This window comes from Kocuria atrinae C3-8 (assembly GCF_000286355.1).
GTDB lineage: Bacteria > Actinomycetota > Actinomycetes > Actinomycetales > Micrococcaceae > Kocuria > Kocuria atrinae_A.
The window spans coordinates 1-17,782 of the sequence record NZ_AJXN01000033.1; the positions used below are offsets into that span (position 1 = coordinate 1).

Annotated in this window: 14 protein-coding genes, 2 tRNA genes and 4 pseudogenes; 3 read left to right on the top strand and 17 right to left on the bottom strand. The window is 64.6% G+C overall.

The features are described 5' to 3' along the window. A pseudogene (locus YO9_RS16850) lies at positions 1-360 on the top strand (hypothetical protein); the annotation flags it as partial. Between the two features lie 38 nt (positions 361-398). On the opposite strand, the gene YO9_RS0104750 reads toward YO9_RS16850, so the two are convergent. The 11 genes and pseudogenes from YO9_RS0104750 to YO9_RS0104790 form a co-directional block, all read right to left on the bottom strand. Then, positions 399-1,094: a response regulator transcription factor gene (locus tag YO9_RS0104750; protein WP_016996470.1), complete on the bottom strand. Its 696-nt coding sequence runs from the start codon at positions 1,092-1,094 to the stop codon at positions 399-401. Position 1,095: 1 nt separating this feature from the next. Continuing rightward, positions 1,096-2,553: a sensor histidine kinase gene (locus YO9_RS0104755; protein ID WP_016996471.1), complete on the bottom strand. Its 1,458-nt coding sequence runs from the start codon at positions 2,551-2,553 to the stop codon at positions 1,096-1,098. A gap of 60 nt (positions 2,554-2,613) precedes the next feature. Next, a complete protein-coding gene (locus YO9_RS16855) occupies positions 2,614-2,976 on the bottom strand; it encodes an SIP domain-containing protein (RefSeq protein ID WP_016996472.1) in 363 nt (120 codons plus the stop codon). Next, positions 2,925-3,515 (bottom strand): siderophore-interacting protein, encoded by a 591-nt coding sequence (locus tag YO9_RS16860; RefSeq protein ID WP_016996473.1) that lies wholly within the window; start codon positions 3,513-3,515, stop codon positions 2,925-2,927. The genes YO9_RS16855 and YO9_RS16860 overlap by 52 nt, the downstream gene beginning before the upstream one ends. Before the next feature lie 141 nt (positions 3,516-3,656). Further along, positions 3,657-4,610, bottom strand: a complete 954-nt coding sequence (locus tag YO9_RS0104765) for an ABC transporter ATP-binding protein (RefSeq protein WP_016996474.1) — start codon at positions 4,608-4,610, stop codon at positions 3,657-3,659. Beyond that, positions 4,607-5,674: a FecCD family ABC transporter permease gene (locus YO9_RS0104770; protein ID WP_223286112.1), complete on the bottom strand. Its 1,068-nt coding sequence runs from the start codon at positions 5,672-5,674 to the stop codon at positions 4,607-4,609. Before YO9_RS0104770 ends, YO9_RS0104765 begins: the two co-directional genes overlap by 4 nt. 55 nt (positions 5,675-5,729) lie before the next feature. Continuing rightward, positions 5,730-6,832, bottom strand: a pseudogene (locus YO9_RS21375) (FecCD family ABC transporter permease). Next, entirely contained in the window at positions 6,732-7,262 is a 531-nt protein-coding gene (locus tag YO9_RS16865; RefSeq protein WP_223286113.1) for a TroA family protein, read from the bottom strand. The pseudogene YO9_RS21375 and the gene YO9_RS16865 overlap by 101 nt, the downstream one beginning before the upstream one ends. Then, on the bottom strand, positions 7,259-7,801 hold the full coding sequence (locus YO9_RS16870; protein WP_223286114.1) for an ABC transporter substrate-binding protein: 543 nt from the start codon (positions 7,799-7,801) through the stop codon (positions 7,259-7,261). The genes YO9_RS16865 and YO9_RS16870 overlap by 4 nt, the downstream gene beginning before the upstream one ends. A gap of 127 nt (positions 7,802-7,928) precedes the next feature. Further along, positions 7,929-8,729 carry an SDR family oxidoreductase gene (locus YO9_RS0104785; protein WP_016996476.1) on the bottom strand — a complete coding sequence of 267 codons (801 nt, stop codon included), beginning with the start codon at positions 8,727-8,729 and terminating at the stop codon, positions 7,929-7,931. A 64-nt stretch (positions 8,730-8,793) separates the two neighbouring features. After that, the gene (locus YO9_RS0104790; protein WP_016996478.1) at positions 8,794-9,162 is read right to left on the bottom strand and encodes a DUF488 domain-containing protein; all 369 of its coding nucleotides are present in this window, start codon (positions 9,160-9,162) and stop codon (positions 8,794-8,796) included. Between the two features lie 50 nt (positions 9,163-9,212). Between YO9_RS0104790 and valS the strand changes: the two are divergent. Further along, positions 9,213-11,862, top strand: a pseudogene (gene valS, locus YO9_RS0104795) (valine--tRNA ligase). 164 nt (positions 11,863-12,026) lie between these two features. Here valS and YO9_RS0104800 read toward each other — a convergent pair. The 6 genes and pseudogenes from YO9_RS0104800 to YO9_RS0104825 all read right to left on the bottom strand — a co-directional run bounded on the left by YO9_RS0104800 (position 12,027) and on the right by YO9_RS0104825 (position 17,241). After that, positions 12,027-12,629 (bottom strand): mycothiol-dependent nitroreductase Rv2466c family protein, encoded by a 603-nt coding sequence (locus YO9_RS0104800; protein WP_016996479.1) that lies wholly within the window; start codon positions 12,627-12,629, stop codon positions 12,027-12,029. Positions 12,630-12,680: 51 nt separating this feature from the next. Beyond that, positions 12,681-13,976, bottom strand: coding sequence for an ATP-dependent Clp protease ATP-binding subunit ClpX (gene clpX / locus YO9_RS0104805; protein ID WP_016996480.1), 1,296 nt, complete (start codon positions 13,974-13,976; stop codon positions 12,681-12,683). 148 nt (positions 13,977-14,124) lie between these two features. Beyond that, positions 14,125-14,784 carry an ATP-dependent Clp protease proteolytic subunit gene (locus tag YO9_RS0104810; RefSeq protein WP_016996481.1) on the bottom strand — a complete coding sequence of 220 codons (660 nt, stop codon included), beginning with the start codon at positions 14,782-14,784 and terminating at the stop codon, positions 14,125-14,127. Between the two features lie 47 nt (positions 14,785-14,831). Beyond that, positions 14,832-15,433 (bottom strand): annotated as a pseudogene (locus tag YO9_RS0104815) (ATP-dependent Clp protease proteolytic subunit). 288 nt (positions 15,434-15,721) lie between these two features. Beyond that, positions 15,722-17,062, bottom strand: coding sequence for a trigger factor (gene tig, locus YO9_RS0104820; protein ID WP_016996482.1), 1,341 nt, complete (start codon positions 17,060-17,062; stop codon positions 15,722-15,724). A gap of 106 nt (positions 17,063-17,168) precedes the next feature. After that, positions 17,169-17,241, bottom strand: a tRNA-Pro gene (locus YO9_RS0104825). A 193-nt stretch (positions 17,242-17,434) separates the two neighbouring features. Here YO9_RS0104825 and YO9_RS0104830 point away from each other — a divergent pair. After that, positions 17,435-17,505 (top strand) — tRNA-Gly (locus YO9_RS0104830). The last annotated feature ends 277 nt before the right edge of the window (positions 17,506-17,782 follow it).

Genomic DNA, 17,782 nt, shown 5'->3' on the forward strand with positions numbered 1-17,782 from the left:
GGGGCGGCGGGGGCCGGAGCCTGGGCGGGTTCGGCATCCTCAGGCGCGCGGGCGGCGTCGTCGTCCTTCTTCTTGTCCTCGGCGGCCTTATCGGCCTTGTCGGAACGGCCCGGTGTGGCCGTGTCGGACGGCGAGGCCGACGGCGCAGCGCTCTTGCTCGCGCCCTCGGTGGGTGAGGCGCTGGCGCGGTCTGTGGGTCACCACAACGCCGGGAACGGAGGTGGCCTCGTTGGAGTCCATGGGCATGATGACGATGGCGGTGGCCGTTGCCCCAAGTGCCGTGAGGATTGCGGCGTTCCGAAGCGTTTTCATGCTTCAAGTCTGATGCGAGTCGATGAAACCACCGTGAACCGGATATGAGGAAACTCTCATAATCGGCCTGATTCAGGCACGTAGACCTATGATTCGTGCGGATCCACCAGCTTGTAGCCCGCCCCGCGCACGGTGATGAACCGGTCGGCACCCATCTTCTTGCGCAGGTAGCGCAAGTAGACCACCACCACGTTGGACGCGCCGTCGTAGTCGTAGCCCCACACGCGGGACAGGATGATCTCCTGGGTCAGCACTTGGTTGGGGTGTTCCAGGAACAGAGACAACAGTGCGTACTCGCGACTGGACAGCTCGACTTCACGCTTCTGCGCCCCGGTGCCCACCGTTGCCACACGGGTCCGGAGATTCAACGTGAGATCCCCGAATTCGCGGATCTCCTGCGTGGGCTGCGTGGTGGTGCCGCCGTTGCGTTCGCGGGCGCGCAGTTTGATCCGGGCCAGCAGTTCTTCGAAGCGGAAGGGCTTGGCCAGGTAATCATCCGCGCCGCCCTCGAGTCCGTGCACGGTGTCCTCGACAGAATCGCGAGCGGTGCACATGAGTACGGGGATATCCGTGCCCATATCCCGCAATGCCCGCAGCACCGCGAAGCCGTCCATGCGCGGGAGACCCACGTCCAGCACCAACAGATCGAACTCGCCGCTGCTCGCGTAGTCGAGCGCGGTGATGCCGTCCTCCACCACGGTGGGTGTGTAGCCGTGCGCCTTGAGGCCGCGGGCCACGAAACGCGAGATCCGGGGCTCGTCCTCGGCAATCAGAATTCGCATGTCAGCGCTCCTTGGGATCGGTCACGTGGGTATTGTCCTGCGGGAAAATCATGGTGAACGTGGACCCGTGGCCCGGCCTGGACGTGAGGCTCACGGAACCTCCGTGAGCCTCCGCAATGGCCTTGACGATGGCCAGCCCCAGACCGGAACCGGATTCACCGCCGCTCTCGGAGACTCGGGCGAAGCGTTCGAAGATCCGGGCCTGATCCGCCCCGGCAATGCCGATGCCTTCGTCCCGGACACCCACCATGATCATGGATTGACCGGACAGGGTCATGTGCTGGATCTTCAGCTCGATCTTCGTGTCCGGTTCGCTGTAGCGCACGGCATTGGCCGCCAGCTGCACCACGGCCTGGGTCAGCCGATCCTCGTCCGCCTGGGCCACCACGTCCGTACCGGAATCGAGCAGCCACTCCCGCGGTCCCAGGTGTTCGATGCGTGAGAAGGCTGTGCGGGCGAACTCTGCCATATTGACGTCCTTGAACTTCACGAAGTCCGGACGCCCGGTCTTGGCCAGGGTGGACAGGTCCGTCACCAGGTTGTTCATGCGGTCCAGTTCGTCCAGGGCGATCTCGTGTCCTTCGGTGACGTCCGCGGGATCCTCCGGATCGGTGGTTTCCAGCGTGCCCCGAACAATGGTCAGGGGTGTGCGCAGCTCGTGCGAGACATCGGACATGAACTGCCGCTGGTGCGCGTAGCCCTCCTGGATGCGCTCGAGCATGCGGTTGAAGTTCTGGGCGAGCGCCGCGACATCGTCCCGGGTGCCCGGGTCGGGAACGCGGCGTTCCAGATCGTAGATGGTGATTTCTCGCGTCGCATCGCGCAGGTCTCCGATGGGGCGCATGAGCTTGCCCGTCACCACCAGGCCAACCAGCGCGGAAGCCAACAACGTGGCGAGACTGACCACGGTGTAGGTGATCGCCGAGATCCAGATCTGCTCGCGCTGGCTCTGGATCTTGTTGGCGGCCACGAAGGTGCCGGGGGTCTCGTCGCTGTAGAGCTCCACGGAGGCGATGGCGGCCGGGACAGCCTCACCGTCCACGATGACGTCGGTAAAAATTGTCTGCCCTGGTTCATGGGCGGCGAGTATTTGCTCGACAGTGTCGGGCTGGCCAAGTTCGAACGCTTGTTCTTGGGGTTTGAACTGGGGCCTGTCGTCGAGGAAGGCCAAGAAGGCTTCGTGCTCACCAGGCACCGCGCTCTGGATCGCAGCGCGCATCAAGTCTTCGGTACTTTCGTCCTCGCCCACGTCCGACTGGCGCAGCTCGGCAATTCGCTGGAACTCGTCCACTTCTTGCAACAGTTCCGCGTTCACGCGGTCCTCCAGGACGGTGAACTGCACGTAATAGCTGACGAAACCCGCGATGAGCAGTCCGCCGGCCATGAACGCGAGCATCGTGGACAGGATGCGAACACGCACGGACCGCGCAGACAGGTCCTTGCTGAGTGGGCCGTTCACTGTCACCTTCCGATGCGTCGACGCCGAGGGCAGCGCGCATCACATCCCGCCGGACAGCGGTTACTCCGTGGCGCGTCCCCGTTTCCAGTACCCCATGAACGATATGTCAGTTTTCTGAACCCCGTGTGACACACACATGCGTCGCAAGGATTTCACGGCGGAAGATTCTGCGGCCAAGAACCAGTACGGACCCTGTCCCGCAGCGTCCGCGGTGGCCCACACGAAGTCCCCGGTGTCCTCCTCGCGATCCTCGGCCGACGACGCCGCCGCGTGGCGCGCAGTTCCTTCCTGGCCCTCCAGTTGTAGCCACAACCAGGACTCCAGACGCTCGTTCCGGGCGGCGGTTTCCCCGCGGGCCAGCCACGTCCAGGTCAGCTCGGTGCCGCTATTGAGCGTGACACGAGTCTCGCCGTCACGTTCCACTCCGCGAGACAGTGCCGCGGGTCCGGCGGGCAGGGTTGCATCGCCCTCGGTGGGGACCTCCACGGCACGTGCAGCGATTGCGGAGCGCCGGTCTCATGTGGGGAGTCGTTCCTCAGTGAGACGGATTGGTCCACGCAGTCGACAATGGCGGCCGCGGCGGGCAGCGCGGTTTCGTCGCCTGCGATGACCACCTGATTGTTCAGCGCGCGGTGCTCGTCCCAACCGGCCCACCACGTACCGGTGTCCGAGGGCACCAGCAGCTGCACCGTGTCCCCGGGGGCCAGCTCGGAACCCCACCGTGCGCCGGGACCGAGTCCCCCGTCTTCTTCGTCCTCGTGCACCACCACGTCGATGTCCAGCTCCGGGACGTCCTCGGTCATGTCCCCGTGCCCACCGGTCAACACGCGTGCATCACGAAGGGTGTAGGTGCGGATCCAGCCGCGCTCGGTTTCGGGACGCGACAGGAAGTCCTTCCGCCAGCCGCTCATGTCCGAGGTGTCCACGCGTACGTGCTCACGGCCCGGGGCGGGGATCAGCACCTTGAAATAGGCGTCCGCCCGCGGCCCGGGGCCCGCCTGGCCCCACGGCAGGTCCAGAGTTCGTCCCCTGCCACGCTCACTCGCACCAGGTGCTCCCCCACCATCTCGGTGCGGGTCACGCAGGTCATGACGGCTTGGATGTCAGTCATTCGTCCCTTTCTCGGTTGCGTTCGGTTCGTGGGTCTCGGGTGTCGACGACGCCGCGCGGCGAGTTCGCAACGGAACCACCAGTCGGGCGTCGGATTCGGGATCGTGCAGGACCCGGGCGGGCATCCCGAAGACCTCGCTGACCGTGTGATCGGTCATGACTTGCTCGGCGGTCCCGGAGGCCAGAACCGTTCCATCTTTGATGGCCACCAGTTGGTCCGCGTACCTCGCGGCCATGTTCAGTTCGTGCAGCACCATGACCAGGGTGATTCCGCGTTGCCGTTGCAGATCCGCCAGGATGTCCAGGACCTCTACCTGGTGGGCGATGTCCAGGTACGTGGTGGGTTCGTCGAGAAGCAGCACGTCCGTCTGCTGGGCGAGTGCCAGCGCGATCCAGACTCGCTGCCGTTGACCACCCGAGAGTTCGGTGACCTGCCGGTCCAGATAACTCTCCAACCCCGTCAGTTCCACGGCCTCCGCCACGGCCTGGTCATCGCTGGGACGCCAACGCCCGAACGCACCACGGTGCGGGTGACGCCCCCGGGAGATCAGATCCAGCACGGTGACGCCTTCAGGAGCCACCGGATCCTGCGGGAGGAACCCGACGCGCCGGGCGAACCGGGTACGGGACCACGTTCCGGTGTCCTCGCCGTCCAGCAGGACCTCGCCGTGGGTGGGCTTGAGCTGACGCGCAATGGTTTTGAGCAGCGTGGATTTACCGCAGCCGTTGGCTCCGACCAGCACCGTGATGGCACCGCGAGGGATGTCCAGGGAGATCTCGCTCAGTACAGGACCGGCTCCGTAGTCCGCCGTGAGGTTTCGGATCTGCAGTGAGGACTCCCCTGTCGGGGACGTGCCGTGCGCGACGGAGGGGGTGGGCGGCGTCGTCAAAGATGTCCTTTCGGCCGATTCCTGCGCGTCGATCGATGAGCGCTCGGAGAGTTTCATGATTCAGCCTTTCCGCGACCGATCAACAGCCACAACAGGACGGGTGCGCCGGCGGCCGCGGTGACCACGCCCACGGGCAGGGCGATCCCGGGCAGGGCCTCGGCGGCGATGTAGTCGGAAACGACCATCAGCAATGCCCCCACGAGGGCCGCGTGGTGGGCCAGGCCGGCACCGCCGGTGAGGCCCCGGGCAATGGGCGCCGCCATGAATGCGACGAAGGCGACCGGTCCCACCACGGACGCGGCCACGGCCACGAACACCACGGCGAGCGCCAGCGCGGTCAGCCGCACCGGGAGCACACGGACACCGAGCCCGGAGGCCAGTTGATCGCCGGTGCCCATGGCATCCACGGAGGGTGCCAACAGTGCGCACAGCGGCAGCAGAACGAGCAGCGAAATTCCCACGAGGGCGATGTCGCTCCAGCGCGCGGAATTCAACGAACCGGTCAGCCACTGCAGTGCGTCCTGGGCTGCGTAGATATCGGAGCGTGTGAGCACGCCGTTGATGCCCGCCGTGGTCAGGGACCCGGCGGCGACACCGGTGAGCACCAGGCGACCGATGTTCGCTCGCGTTCCACCGGCGGCCAGGATCACGGCCGCCATCAGTACGAATGCGCCGGCCAAGGAACTGACCGTTACGGCAGCGCCGGACAGGCCAACCAAAGTAATGGCCACGACCGCGGCCAAACCCGCTCCGAAGGAGACGCCCATGATGTCCGGGGAGGCCAACGGGTTACGCAGCACCCGTTGGAAGAGGTGTCCGCCGAGTCCGAAGCAAATGCCCGTGAGGATCCCCAGCACGGTACGCGGCAGGGTCACATCCCAGACGATGTAGTTGGCGGGGCCGTCGTAACTTCCGGCGAGCACCGACATCAGGTCGGGAACCGCCACCACGTACTTGCCCAGGGCGATGCGAGCGAAAGAACAGATCAGCAGAGCCAGGCACAACACCAAGGTGACCCTGCGCAGTTTGCGGTGAGTGCGGCGTCGTCCGTCGTGGACCTTTTCAACCGTGGCCGGTGCGGGCTGGGCGGCCACGGGACGGGTGGTCATTGTCTGGCTCACGCGGTCACCACTCCCTTGCGTCGCACGATGGCCACCAGAGCGGGCGCACCGATGATCACCAGTGCGATGCCCACCTGCAGTTCACGATCCGGCAGAGCACGCGCGCCACGGTGTCCGCGAGCAGGACCACCACGGGACCGGCCAGCATGCACGCGGGAATCACGCGGCGGTAGGACACCCCCACGAACGCGCGCACGGCGTGGGGCATGAGTAGGCCGCAGAACACGAGCGGTCCGGCCAACGCCGTGGCGGTGCCCGCGAGCAGCACCACGGCCACACCGGCAAGCAGTCGAATCAGGGCCGGGTGCGTGCCCAGTCCGCGGCCCAGTGCGTCACCCAGGCTGAGGGTGTCCAGGGAACCGCCGAGCGGCCACGCCAGGAGCAGACCCACCAGGATCACGGGTGCGGCCAAGAGTAAGAACGTGCCGTCGGGTCGGGAGAGGTCACCCACCTGCCAGGTGCGGAACGAGTTGAAGGTTGCCTGGTCGGTGAGCAGCATGGCGCTCGTGAGTGCTCCCAGACCGGCGGAGATCGCGGCACCCGTCAGCGCGAGGGTTACGGGACGGGCGCCACCCTTGGCCGCCGTGGCCAGCCCATACACGAGCAGCATGGCTACCGCGGAACCGAGGGCCGCCAGCCACAACTGAGAACCGGGCGAAACGAGGCCGCCCAGCACGGCACCCGTGACCACGCGCACGCCGCACCCGCGGTGAGTCCCAGGATTCCGGGATCACCCAGCGGATTGCGCGTGGCACCCTGCAGGAGCGCTCCGGCAACGGCGAGCGCCGCGCCCGTGAGCACGCCGGCCGCGGTGCGCCATACACGGGACTCGACCACGGCGGCGTCGAGCGCGGGTACTCCGGAGACCGACTGGATATCCCCCGTCACGGCGTGCGGCAGCACCGACCACGTGACGGACAGGTCCACCGGGCGGGTCCCCACGGCCACGGACACCGCGAGCGCCACCAGTAGCAGCCGAGCAGGACCGGCCACGACAACTGCCGGGTCCGTGCCGTGACCGTGCGGGGTGTCGCACCGGTCCGGGTAGCACTGACGCTCACGAGGACTGCGACCCCAGGGCCTCGCGAACCGCCGGAACGTAGACGTCCACAGCGTGCGGCAACGACAGCGGCGAGGGCGCCAGCGTGGAAACCACATCCGTTTTGTTGGTCGTGAAGATCGAGTGGCCCTCGGCGACCGCGGGAATGGTGCGCAGCATGGGATCGTTCTTGAACTTCTCAGCGGCCGCTTGATCCTCCGCCACACTGATGTAGAGGTCGCTCTTCAGTTCATCCGCGCGCTCCTCGGGCCACTCGCGCCAGAACTCGTCCTCGGTCACGTTGTCCTTGACCACCGGCGCCAGTTCCAGCCCGAGCGCTTCGAAGAACCGAGGACGCGAGTCACCCGGGCCGTAGAAGCCGAGCTTCTGCGTGGTGTCGCCGTAAATGAAGGTCTTACCCGCGGCATCGCCCAAATCCTCACCGCGCTGCTTGATGAGCTCCTCGGTCTCCTTGACGAGATCCTCCCCCGCCTGGGAACGGCCCAGCGCCTTGGCCACCGCGCGCTGCTGGTCCTGCCACGAACTCACCCACGGGCCGTGGGATAGGCGACCACGGGGGCGATCTTGGAGAGGCGCTCGTAGTCCTCCTGCGTAATACCGGAGTTCACGGCCACGATCAGGTCCGGGGTCAGCTCGGCCACGGCGGTGAAGTTGGTGCCGTCCGCCTCATCGAACTGTTGGGGCTTCTCGCCGCCCAGGTCGGTCACAGCCTGGTCGAACCAGTCAGTCGAACCGTTGGCGTTACCACCCCAGGCCACTGTGGCCACGCCCACGGGCACCACACCCAGCGCAGCCACGAAATCCTGGTTGTTGCTGCCACCGATGGTCACCACGCGCTGGGGTTCGGCGTCCATTGTGGTGGTGCCCAGTGCGTGCTTGACCTCCACGGGGAAGCTGTCGGTGGCACTCGACTGCGCCGCTGCGCCGCCGGTGTTCTCGCCGTCCCCACCGCGTGAACCGGTGGAACACGCGGCCAGGCCAACGAGCGAGGCGAGCGCCAGACCGGAGCCGAGCAGGCGGCGTCGGGTCACGGCGGGCGTGTGGGCAGAGTGTGAAGATGCGGGCACTGTGCTCCTCGAACAGTCCAATTAGATCAGGTTAGGCTAACCTAATTTATTCGAGTGGGGTCTGACAAGATGACACGGGCCCCACCGAAAATTTTTTCGGCAGGGCCCGCTCAGCACTCTACGAGTGTCAGGATTCCTTGCGGATCATCTTGTGAATGGCGGCCTGGGCGACCGGCTTCACGGTGAGCGTGTCGATGTTCACGTGGTGCGGCAGCTCCACGGCGAACGCGAGCACCTCCGCCACGTCAGCGCCCGTGAGGGGCTTCTCCACGCCGGCGTAGACCTTGTCCGCGGCTTCCTGGTCGCCACCGAGACGCATGAGGGAGAACTCGGGAGTGTGCACCAGTCCCGGTGCCACCTCGACCACGCGCACGTTGTGCTCGGCCTCTTCCAAGCGCAGGGCTTCGGTCATGGACCGCTCCGCGTACTTGGCGGCGTTGTAGCCGGCACCACCCTCGTAGGCGCGGAAAGCGGCCAGCGAGGTCAGGTTGACCACGGTGCCTTCACCGTTCTCGCGCAGCGTGGGCAGGAACGCGCGGGTCACGCGCAGGGTGCCCATCACGTTGACCTGGAACATCCAGTCCCAGTCCTCATCCTTGGCGTCAAGAATCTTGTCGGTGCCGCGGGCACCACCGGAAATGTTGAGTACCGCATCCACGGTTTTCTGTTCGGAGAGCACCTTGTCGCGCAGGGCATCAACCTGAGCCGGGTCGGTGATGTCAGTCGGGGCAGCAATGGCGCCGGTGCGCTGTGCGAGGTCCTCGAGACGGTCCGCACGGCGTGCGACGGCGTAGACGGTCCAACCACTGTTGCGCAGTCGTTCCACAGCGGCCTCACCGATACCGGTCGAGGCGCCGGTCACCACGGCAACCTTGCCATTGCCTACGGGCTTGGGGTTTTCGTACGCGGTGTCTGTGTTCTGAGTCATACTCACAACCGTAGCCAACTTATTATTCAAAGATAAATACCTAATCAAACTTGATTAGTATGTTTCAGAAGCTGCTGCGATGGTCCCTCAGCCAGCCCAGCAACACCACGGCGTTATTGTGCTCCTGGTCGTGGGCGTCGTAGAGCAGGGTCGCTTTGTCCACGTCACGCAGCACTTTCTCAAGCTCGGCGACTTCCCCGGACGCGTCCTCGTCCAGGGCCTTCCGGTAGCGGTCCGTGAACTCCTCGAACTTCTCAGGATCGTGGCCGAACCACTTTCGGAGCTCGTTGGTGGGTGCAAGCTCCTTGAACCAGTGATCCAGGGCGGCGTGGTCCTTGCTCACCCCGCGAGGCCACAATCTGTCGACCAGGATGCGAGCGCCGTCGTCCGGGGACCTGTCCTCACGAACGTGCTTGATCTGCAACTGTGCCATGACCCCACGCTAGGCCTGGTGCGCCCGGATTGCATGAGAGACTGGGGCACATGGCACAAAATCTTGAGGGTACAGACACGCCCAATTTCAGTGACAGCGCTGCGTCCACCACCGCGGTGAACGTTCCCGACAAGCCGGCCCTGGAGGGTCTGGAGGACAAGTACTCCGCGCAGTGGCGCGAGAACGGCACCTACGCCTTCGACGAGGACACCACTCGTGAGTCTGTCTACTCGATCGACACTCCCCCTCCCACGGCCTCCGGCTCCCTGCACGTGGGACACATGTTCTCCTACACGCAGACGGACGTGATCGCCCGCTACCAGCGGATGAGCGGCAAGAACGTGTTCTACCCGCTCGGTTGGGATGACAACGGCCTGCCCACCGAGCGCCGCGTGCAGAACTACTACGGCGTGCGCTGCGAACCCGGCAAGCCCTACATCGAGGGTTACCGTCCCCCGGAGAAGCCGGCCAAGAACCAGCGCGACTGGGACGTGGTCTCGCGCCAGAATTTCATCGAGCTGTGTGAAGAACTCGCCGTGGAGGACGAAAAGGTCTTCGAGCACCTCTTCTCCACGCTGGGCCTGTCCGTGGACTGGAACCGTACCTACCGCACCATCGACGCGCACTCACGCAAGGTCTCCCAGCTCGCGTTCCTGAAGGACTACCAAGCCGGGAACGCCTATATGGCCGAGGCCCCCACCATGTGGGACGTCACCTTCCGCACCGCCGTGGCTCAGGCCGAGCTCGAGGACCGCGAGCGCGAAGGCGCCTACCACCGCGTGTCCTTCCACCGCCCGGACGGCGAGAAGGTCTTCATCGAGACCACCCGCCCCGAACTGCTGCCCGCGTGCGTGGCCCTGGTGGCCCACCCGGACGACGAGCGCTACCAGCCGCTGTTCGGGACACCGTGCGCTCTCCCCTGTTCGACGTGGAGGTCGAGGTCAAGGCCCACCCTCTCGCCAAGCCGGACAAGGGTTCGGGTATCGCCATGATCTGTACGTTCGGTGACCTCACCGACGTCACCTGGTGGCGCGAGCTCAACCTGCCCACGCGCGCGTTGATCGGTCGCGACGGCCGCTTCCTCGCGGAGCAGCCAGAGTGGATCGCCGACGGCGCCCGGCCGAGAACTACGCGCAGGTCGCCGGCAAGACCGTGTTCTCCGCGCAGAAGGCCGTGGTGGAACTGCTCGAGGCCTCCGGTGATCTGGAGGGCGAGCCCAAGAAGATCATGCACCCGGTGAACTTCTACGAGAAGGGCGACAAGCCCCTCGAAGTCGTGACCTCCCGTCAGTGGTACATCCGCAACGGTGGTCGTGACGCGGAGCGCCGCGAAGCCCTCATCGAACGCGGCCGCGAGATCTCGTGGCACCCCACCTTCATGCGCTCTCGGTACGAGAACTGGATCGAGGGCCTCAACGGTGACTGGTTGATCTCCCGCCAGCGTTTCTTCGGTGTGCCGTTCCCGGTCTGGTACCCGCTGGACGAGTCCGGCGAGCCCGATTACGACAACCCGGTGCTGCCCGCCGAGGACCAGCTGCCCGTGGATCCCACGGCAGATGTGGCTCCCGGCTACACCGAGGAGCAGCGCGATCAGCCCGGCGGCTTCATGGCGGACCCGGACGTCCTGGACACCTGGGCCACCTCGTCGCTGACCCCGCAGATCGCGACCGGTTGGTCCGTGGACGAGAAGTTGCACGCCAACACGTTCCCCATGGATCTGCGCCCGCAGGGACACGACATCATCCGCACCTGGCTGTTCTCGACCGTGGTGCGCGCCGAGACCCTCGCGCAGACCGTTCCGTGGAAGCACACGGCGCTGTCCGGCTGGATCTTGGACCCGGACCGCAAGAAGATGTCCAAGTCCAAGGGCAACGTGGTGGTTCCGACCGACGTGCTCGAGAAGTACGGTTCGGATGCGGTCCGTTACTGGGCGGCGTCGGCCCGTTTGGGCGCGGACACCGCCTACGACGAGGGCCAGATGAAGATCGGCCGCCGTTTGGCGATCAAGCTGCTCAACGCGTCCAAGTTCGTGTTGGCGCAGGGCGTCACCGAGGCTTCCGTGCTGGGTTCCGGCACGGATGAGTCCGTGGTCATCAACGGCCTGGATCGTTCTCTGCTGGCACAGCTGGCGGACGTGGTCACCCGTGCGACCACCGCGTTCCAGGAGTACGAGTACGCGCGTGCACTGCAGCTGATCGAGTCCTTCTTCTGGACCTTCACCGACGACTACGTGGAGCTGGTCAAGGACCGCGCCTACGGTTCGCGCGGTGAAGAGGCTCAGGCGTCCGTGCACGCGGCCCTGGCCACCACGCTGGACACCATGCTGCGCCTGTTCGCACCGTTCATCCCCTTCGCGACCGAAGAGGTCTGGTCCTGGTGGCGCTCCGGTTCGGTACACCGTGCCTCATGGCCCGTGACCGACGGTTTCGCCGGCCTGGCTCAGCAGGGTGATCCTGAGGTGCTGACCGTGGTGGGTGAGGCCCTGTCCGGTCTGCGTAAGTCCAAGTCCGAGGCCAAGGTCAAGCAGCGCACGGCCGTCACCTCCGCCACGGTCTCCGGTCCTGCGGCCCAGCTCGAGCAACTGCGCGCTGGCCTGGACGATCTCAAGGCCGCCGGTAACGCCGCGGACCTCACGCTCACGGATGCTGACGGAGAACTGACCGTCAGCGACGTGCAGCTGGAGGCCGCGGTCGAGGTGTAGTCACGCTCACATGACAAGGGCGGCACCCCCTAGGGGGTGCCCGCCCTTGTCATGACTGCGAAGGAATTCGAGGCCAACATCCTGGTCCGTGAAAGTGCCGTTTCGGGCCTGGCTGCCGTCAGGCCTTCACAGCGTCCACGGCTTTCACACCAGCAGAGGGAACTTCAGCTGAAGTCGGGACCCTTTTCGCGGCCGCGCTTGATCTCGTAGAAGCCGGGGTACGAAGCCAGTGCGAGTGCACCGTCCCAGACCTTTCCGGCTTCCTCACCCTTGGGTGCCGGGGTGAACACGGGGCCGAAGAAGCCCACACCGTTCACCGCGATGCACGGGGTGCCGATGTCCTGGCCCGCGACTGCCTGAGCGGCCTCGGTAGACGTGCGGATCGCGGCGTCGTAATCCTCGGAATCCTTGGCGTCGGCGAGCTCTGCGGGCAGGCCGACCTCGGCGAGGGACTCCTTGATGATCTCCAGCTCGTCTTTCATGCCGCCCGGGTGACGGCGGGTGCCCATGGCGTCGTAGAGCTTCTTGTAGTACTCGTCGCCGTACTTCTCGGCAGCCGCCTCGATCACGCGCACCATCCACATGGACTCGACATGTCCGTGGTGGTGGTTGTCCGGGTTGTTCTCGTTGAGGATGCCCAGCGAGATGATGCGCCAGTTGACCTCGACGTCGCGGATTTTGGTGACTTCTTCCATCCATCGGGAGGTCATCCAGGCCCACGGGCACAACGGATCGAACCAAAAATCGACGTGCTGCTTCTCAGACATACGGTTACCTTTCGACAGGCGGGTGCGTTGCTTTCAGGGGGTGCTCACGTGTCACGCGGACTTGTGACGACGCCGCTCCGCTTCGATCATCTCGTGCGTGAAGACCTCGGGGTCGCTCAGTTTCGCCACGGAATCCGCGGTGACCAGCACCGCCGCGACGTCGTCACGGCTGGGCAGGTCGAACATGACCGGCATGAGGATGTCTTCCAGGATGGCGCGCAGGCCGCGGGCACCCGTGCCACGCTCGATCGCTAGTTCGGCAATGGCTTCCAGGGCCTGCGGGTCGAAGGTGAGCTCCACGCCGTCGAGCTGGAAGAGCTTGCGGTACTGCTTGACCAACGAGTTCTTGGGTTCGGTCAGGATCCGGACCATGTCCGAGACCGACAGCTTGGACAGCGTGGTCACGACCGGGAGGCGGCCGATGAACTCCGGGATCAGGCCGAACTTCAGCAGATCCTCCGGGCGCACCTGACCGGTGAGATCGACATCGGCGGTGTCGCGGATGGCGGCACCGAAACCGATGCCCTTCTTGCCCGTGCGCTGCTGCACGATCTCGTCCAGGCCAGCGAAGGCGCCGGCCACGATGAACAGCACGTTGGTGGTGTCGATGTGCAGGAACTCCTGCTGGGGGTGCTTACGCCCGCCCTGCGGGGGAACCGATGCCACGGTTCCCTCAAGGATCTTCAGGAGCGCTTGCTGGACCCCTTCACCCGATACGTCCCGCGTGATCGAGGGGTTCTCAGATTTACGAGAAATCTTGTCGATCTCGTCGATGTAAATAATCCCTTGCTCCGCTTTCTTGATATCGAAATCGGCAGCTTGGATGAGTTTGAGGAGAATATTTTCAACGTCTTCACCTACATATCCGGCCTCGGTGAGCGAAGTGGCATCGGCCACGGCGAACGGCACGTCCAGCTTACGCGCGAGGGACTGTGCCAGATAGGTCTTGCCGGAGCCGGTGGGGCCCACCAACAGAATGTTGGACTTGGCCACTTCGATGTCTTCTTCGCCGCCGTCAGAACCGGCAATCGACAGAGTTTGTCCGGAGACCCCTGCGCGGATGCGCTTGTAATGGTTGTACACGGCCACGGACAGTGCGCGCTTGGCGGTGTCCTGGCCGATCACGTATTCCTGCAGGTGATCGTGGATCTGCTGCGGGCGCGGAAGTTCCATCTGGTCGGTTTCTTCGACCTCGGTGAGCTCTTCCTCAATAATCTCGTTGCACAGTTCGATGCACTCGTCGCAGATGTATACGCGAGGCCCCGCAATGAGCTTGCGCACCTGCTTCTGGCTCTTACCGCAGAAGGAGCATTTGAGCAGGTCAACGCTCTCTCCGATGCGCGCCATAGCTAATCCTCACAGTTCATCTAGACGTTTGCCCTCGACACCACTTTAGGTGAGGGCGGAAGGTGCACCAAAGCTCGACACCGGTACATGACGCGCAGCGGCGTCGCCGGAGAAAACTCTCCCGCGACGCCGCTCAGCCTACTCAGTTTTACTGGGTGACAGTGACAGGCTTGTTGATCTTACGAGATTCCAACACCTGGTCGATGATGCCGTACTCCAGCGCGTCCTTGGCCGTGAGGATCTTGTCGCGCTCGATGTCGCGGTTGATCTCCTCGGCGGACTTGTTGGTGTGCAACGCCATGGTCTCTTCCAACCAGGTACGCATGCGCATGATCTCGTTGGCCTGGATCTCGATGTCCGAGGCCTGACCGCCGCCCTGACCCTCCATGGCGGGCTGGTGGATCAGCACGCGAGCGTTGGGCAGAGCCAACCGCTTGCCCGGGGTGCCACCGGCCAGCAACACGGATGCTGCGGACGCGGCCTGGCCCAGGCACACGGTCTGGATCTCGGGGCGGATGTACTGCATGGTGTCGTAAATGGCCGTCATGGCCGTGAACGATCCGCCCGGGGAGTTGATGTACATGGTGATGTCGCGGTCCGGGTCCTGGGACTCGAGCACCAGCAGCTGCGACATGATGTCGTCAGCGGAGGTGTCGTCCACCTGAACACCCAGGAAGATGATGCGGTCTTCGAACAGCTTGGTGTACGGGTTCTGACGGCGGTAGCCGTAGGGCGTACGCTCTTCGAAATCCGGAATCACGTAGCGGCTGGTGGGCAACTGCGGTGCAGTGGCGTGAGGCAAATTCATTGGTCCGTCCTGAAATTCTTGAAGTGGTTCGTGACAGCTACGGCTGGTTACTTGGATTCCCGCATGGTTCCGCCGCCACCGGTCACGTTGCCGGCGGACTGCGCGATGTGGTCGAAGAATCCGTATTCCAGGGCGCGTTCGGCGTCGAACCAGTTGTCGCGGTCGTTGTCGCGAAGGATGGTCTCGAGATCCTGACCGGTCTGCTCGGCGGTCAACTCCGCCAGGCGCTTCTTCATGGACAGGATGAGCTCGGCCTGCACGCGGATGTCGGATGCGGTGCCGCCCATGCCGCCGGAGGCTGGTGCATGAGGATGCGGGCGTTGGGGGTCGCGTAGCGCTTGCCCTTGGTGCCGGAGGACAACAGGAACTGTCCCATGGATGCTGCCAGGCCGGTGGCCACGGTCACCACGTCATTGGGGATCAACTGCATGGTGTCGTAAATGGCCATGCCCGCGGTGACGGAGCCACCCGGGGAGTTGATGTACAGGAAGATGTCCGCCTCGGGATCCTCGGCAGAGAGCAACAGCATCTGCGAGCAGATCAGGTTGGCGTTGGTGTCACGCACCTCGGACCCGAGCCAGATGATGCGTTCCTTGAGCAGACGGTTGTAGACGTAGTCGTCCTGACCGCCCATCGCCCGGTCCTCCATGCGCGGAGTGACCGGTGCGGCACCGTACGGCTGGATGGGAGTGGAGGTCATGGAATGCCTCTTTCTTCTGGGCGGGTCGCGCGCGCCGGGCGCACAGCAACCCATGAACACTTTCTGTCTCAGCAGCGTAGTAGCGTACCCGCGCCGTTTCGCGGGCACAGGCCCATTGTTCGCTGCTGGCGCATGGTCCAGGACGCACGACGACGCCGCAGGCAACCTTCGCGTGGAAGGCTCCCTGCGGCGTCGTGATGAGCCACTCTGCGCCCGAATATTGCGGGCGTCAGGAAACTACTTGGCTTCGGTCTCGGCCTCTTCGGCAGCGGCCTCTTCATCGTCGGAGCCGACGAAAGCGGACAGGTCCACCTCGTTGCCCTTGGAGTCGGTGACCGTGGCGTACTCGAGGACCTTGGCCAGTGCCTTACGGCGGCGAACCTCGCCCACCATCATGCCGGCCTGGCCGGAGCCGTCCAGCATCTGAGCGAACTGGTTGGGGTCCATGCCGTACTGCTGGGACATGTTGATGATGTAGTCGATCAGCTCGGACTGCTCCACGCCGACCTCTTCGGCCTCGGCAACTGCATCGAGAATGATCTCGTTGCGGAAAGCGGTCTCGGCGTTGGCGCGAACCTCGGCACGGTGCTCTTCGGTGTCGTGATCGGGCTCAGCGGAAGCCTGGGCCTCCGGGGAATCGAAGTGCTGGGCCAGCTGATCCTCGATGACCTTCTCGGGAACCGGAACCTCGATGAGCTCGATGAGCTTGTCCAGGACCTTGTCACGAGCCTCGATGCCCTGCTCGACCACGGCGGACTCTGCAGCCTGCTTCTTGAGGTCTTCCTTGAGCTCGTCAATGGTGTCGAACTCGGAAGCCAACTGAGCGAACTCGTCGTCGGCCTCGGGCAGCTCGCGCTCCTTGACAGCGGTGACCTTGACCTTGACGGTGGCGTCAGCACCGGAGTGCTCGCCGCCGGCCAGCTTGGTCTCGAAGGTGGCGTCCTCATCTGCGGAGAGACCGGTTACGGCCTCGTCCATGCCCTCGAGCATGGTTCCGGAGCCCACCTCGTAGGAGAGGTCGTTGGCGGCGTCAACTTCTTCACCGTCGACCAGGGCCTGCAGGTCCAGGGTCACGTGGTCACCCTCGGCTGCGGGGCGGTCCACGGACTTGAGGGTGCCGAAACGAGCGCGCAGCTCGTCCAGGGCCTTCTGCTCGTCCTCGGCGGATGCCTCGCGGGCCTCGACCTCGACCTTGAGACCCTTGTAGTCGGGCAGCTCGATCTCGGGGCGGATGGCCACGTTGATCTCGACCTTGGTGTCAGCTTCGCGGTTGTCGGATTCCGGCTTGGCCAGAACCTCAACCTGCGGCTGGGACAGCGGGGTCAGCTCGTTCTCGGCGAGTGCCTGCTGGTAGAAGTCGTTGAGGCCCTCGTTCAGGGCGTTCTCGATCACGAAGTCGAAGCCAACGCGCTGGTCGATGAGCTTCGAGGGGACCTTACCCTTGCGGAATCCGGGGATCTGAATCTGATCGGCCAGCTGCTTGTACGTCTCTGCGACAAACGGCTTGAGATCGGCGTAAGGGATCTCAACGGTGATCTTCGCCTCGGTGGGGTTGAGTTTCTCGACGGCGCTCTTCACTTCCGTTGTACTCCTGGGGTCGTGGATGAACAGTTCTCACGGGCCAGGTTTGGCCCGGTCGGTCAACGAGCGCTCCCCCGCCATATGACGGGTGGGCGCTCAGACGTCGGGGTGACAGGACTCGAACCTGCGATCTCCTGCTCCCAAAGCAGGCGCGCTAGCCACTGCGCTACACCCCGTTATCGGTGCATCTTGTTGCTCTGATGGGCTTCCGTGGGCACAAAAATAGCCCGTGGACACACCAACAAAGTGAAAGTCTATCGTGTCATAGGCCTCTGAGCTGAAATTCCGCCTGTGCTGCCGCTGAATGGGCCCTTGGACGCTGGCGAATTGGCGAGCACCGAACGGCTCGTGTAATCTTTCGGTGTCCCCGGGGGTGTAGCTCAATGGTAGAGCCCCAGTCTTCCAAACTGGCTACGCGGGTTCGATTCCCGTCACCCCCTCGAGATACTCACAGCGGCCCCGCACTGATTCAGTGCGGGGCCGTTGTGTTGTTTCCGCTCCTGTCTCCGCGCCACCGCCTTTGGCCCACAAACCCCACAGCGGAAGCGCCGTGAGAACCGCCGGGCACGCGTGAGGCGTCGTTAGAACCCTTGGGGAAGTCAGAAACGGTTCTACCGACACACCAGGCGCACATGAGGGTTTGAGCGGCCCACGGAATGTGCGGCGACCAACCGCAACCGGCGTGACGCAGCGTCGTCGGCGGTCGAGGTGGCTAAG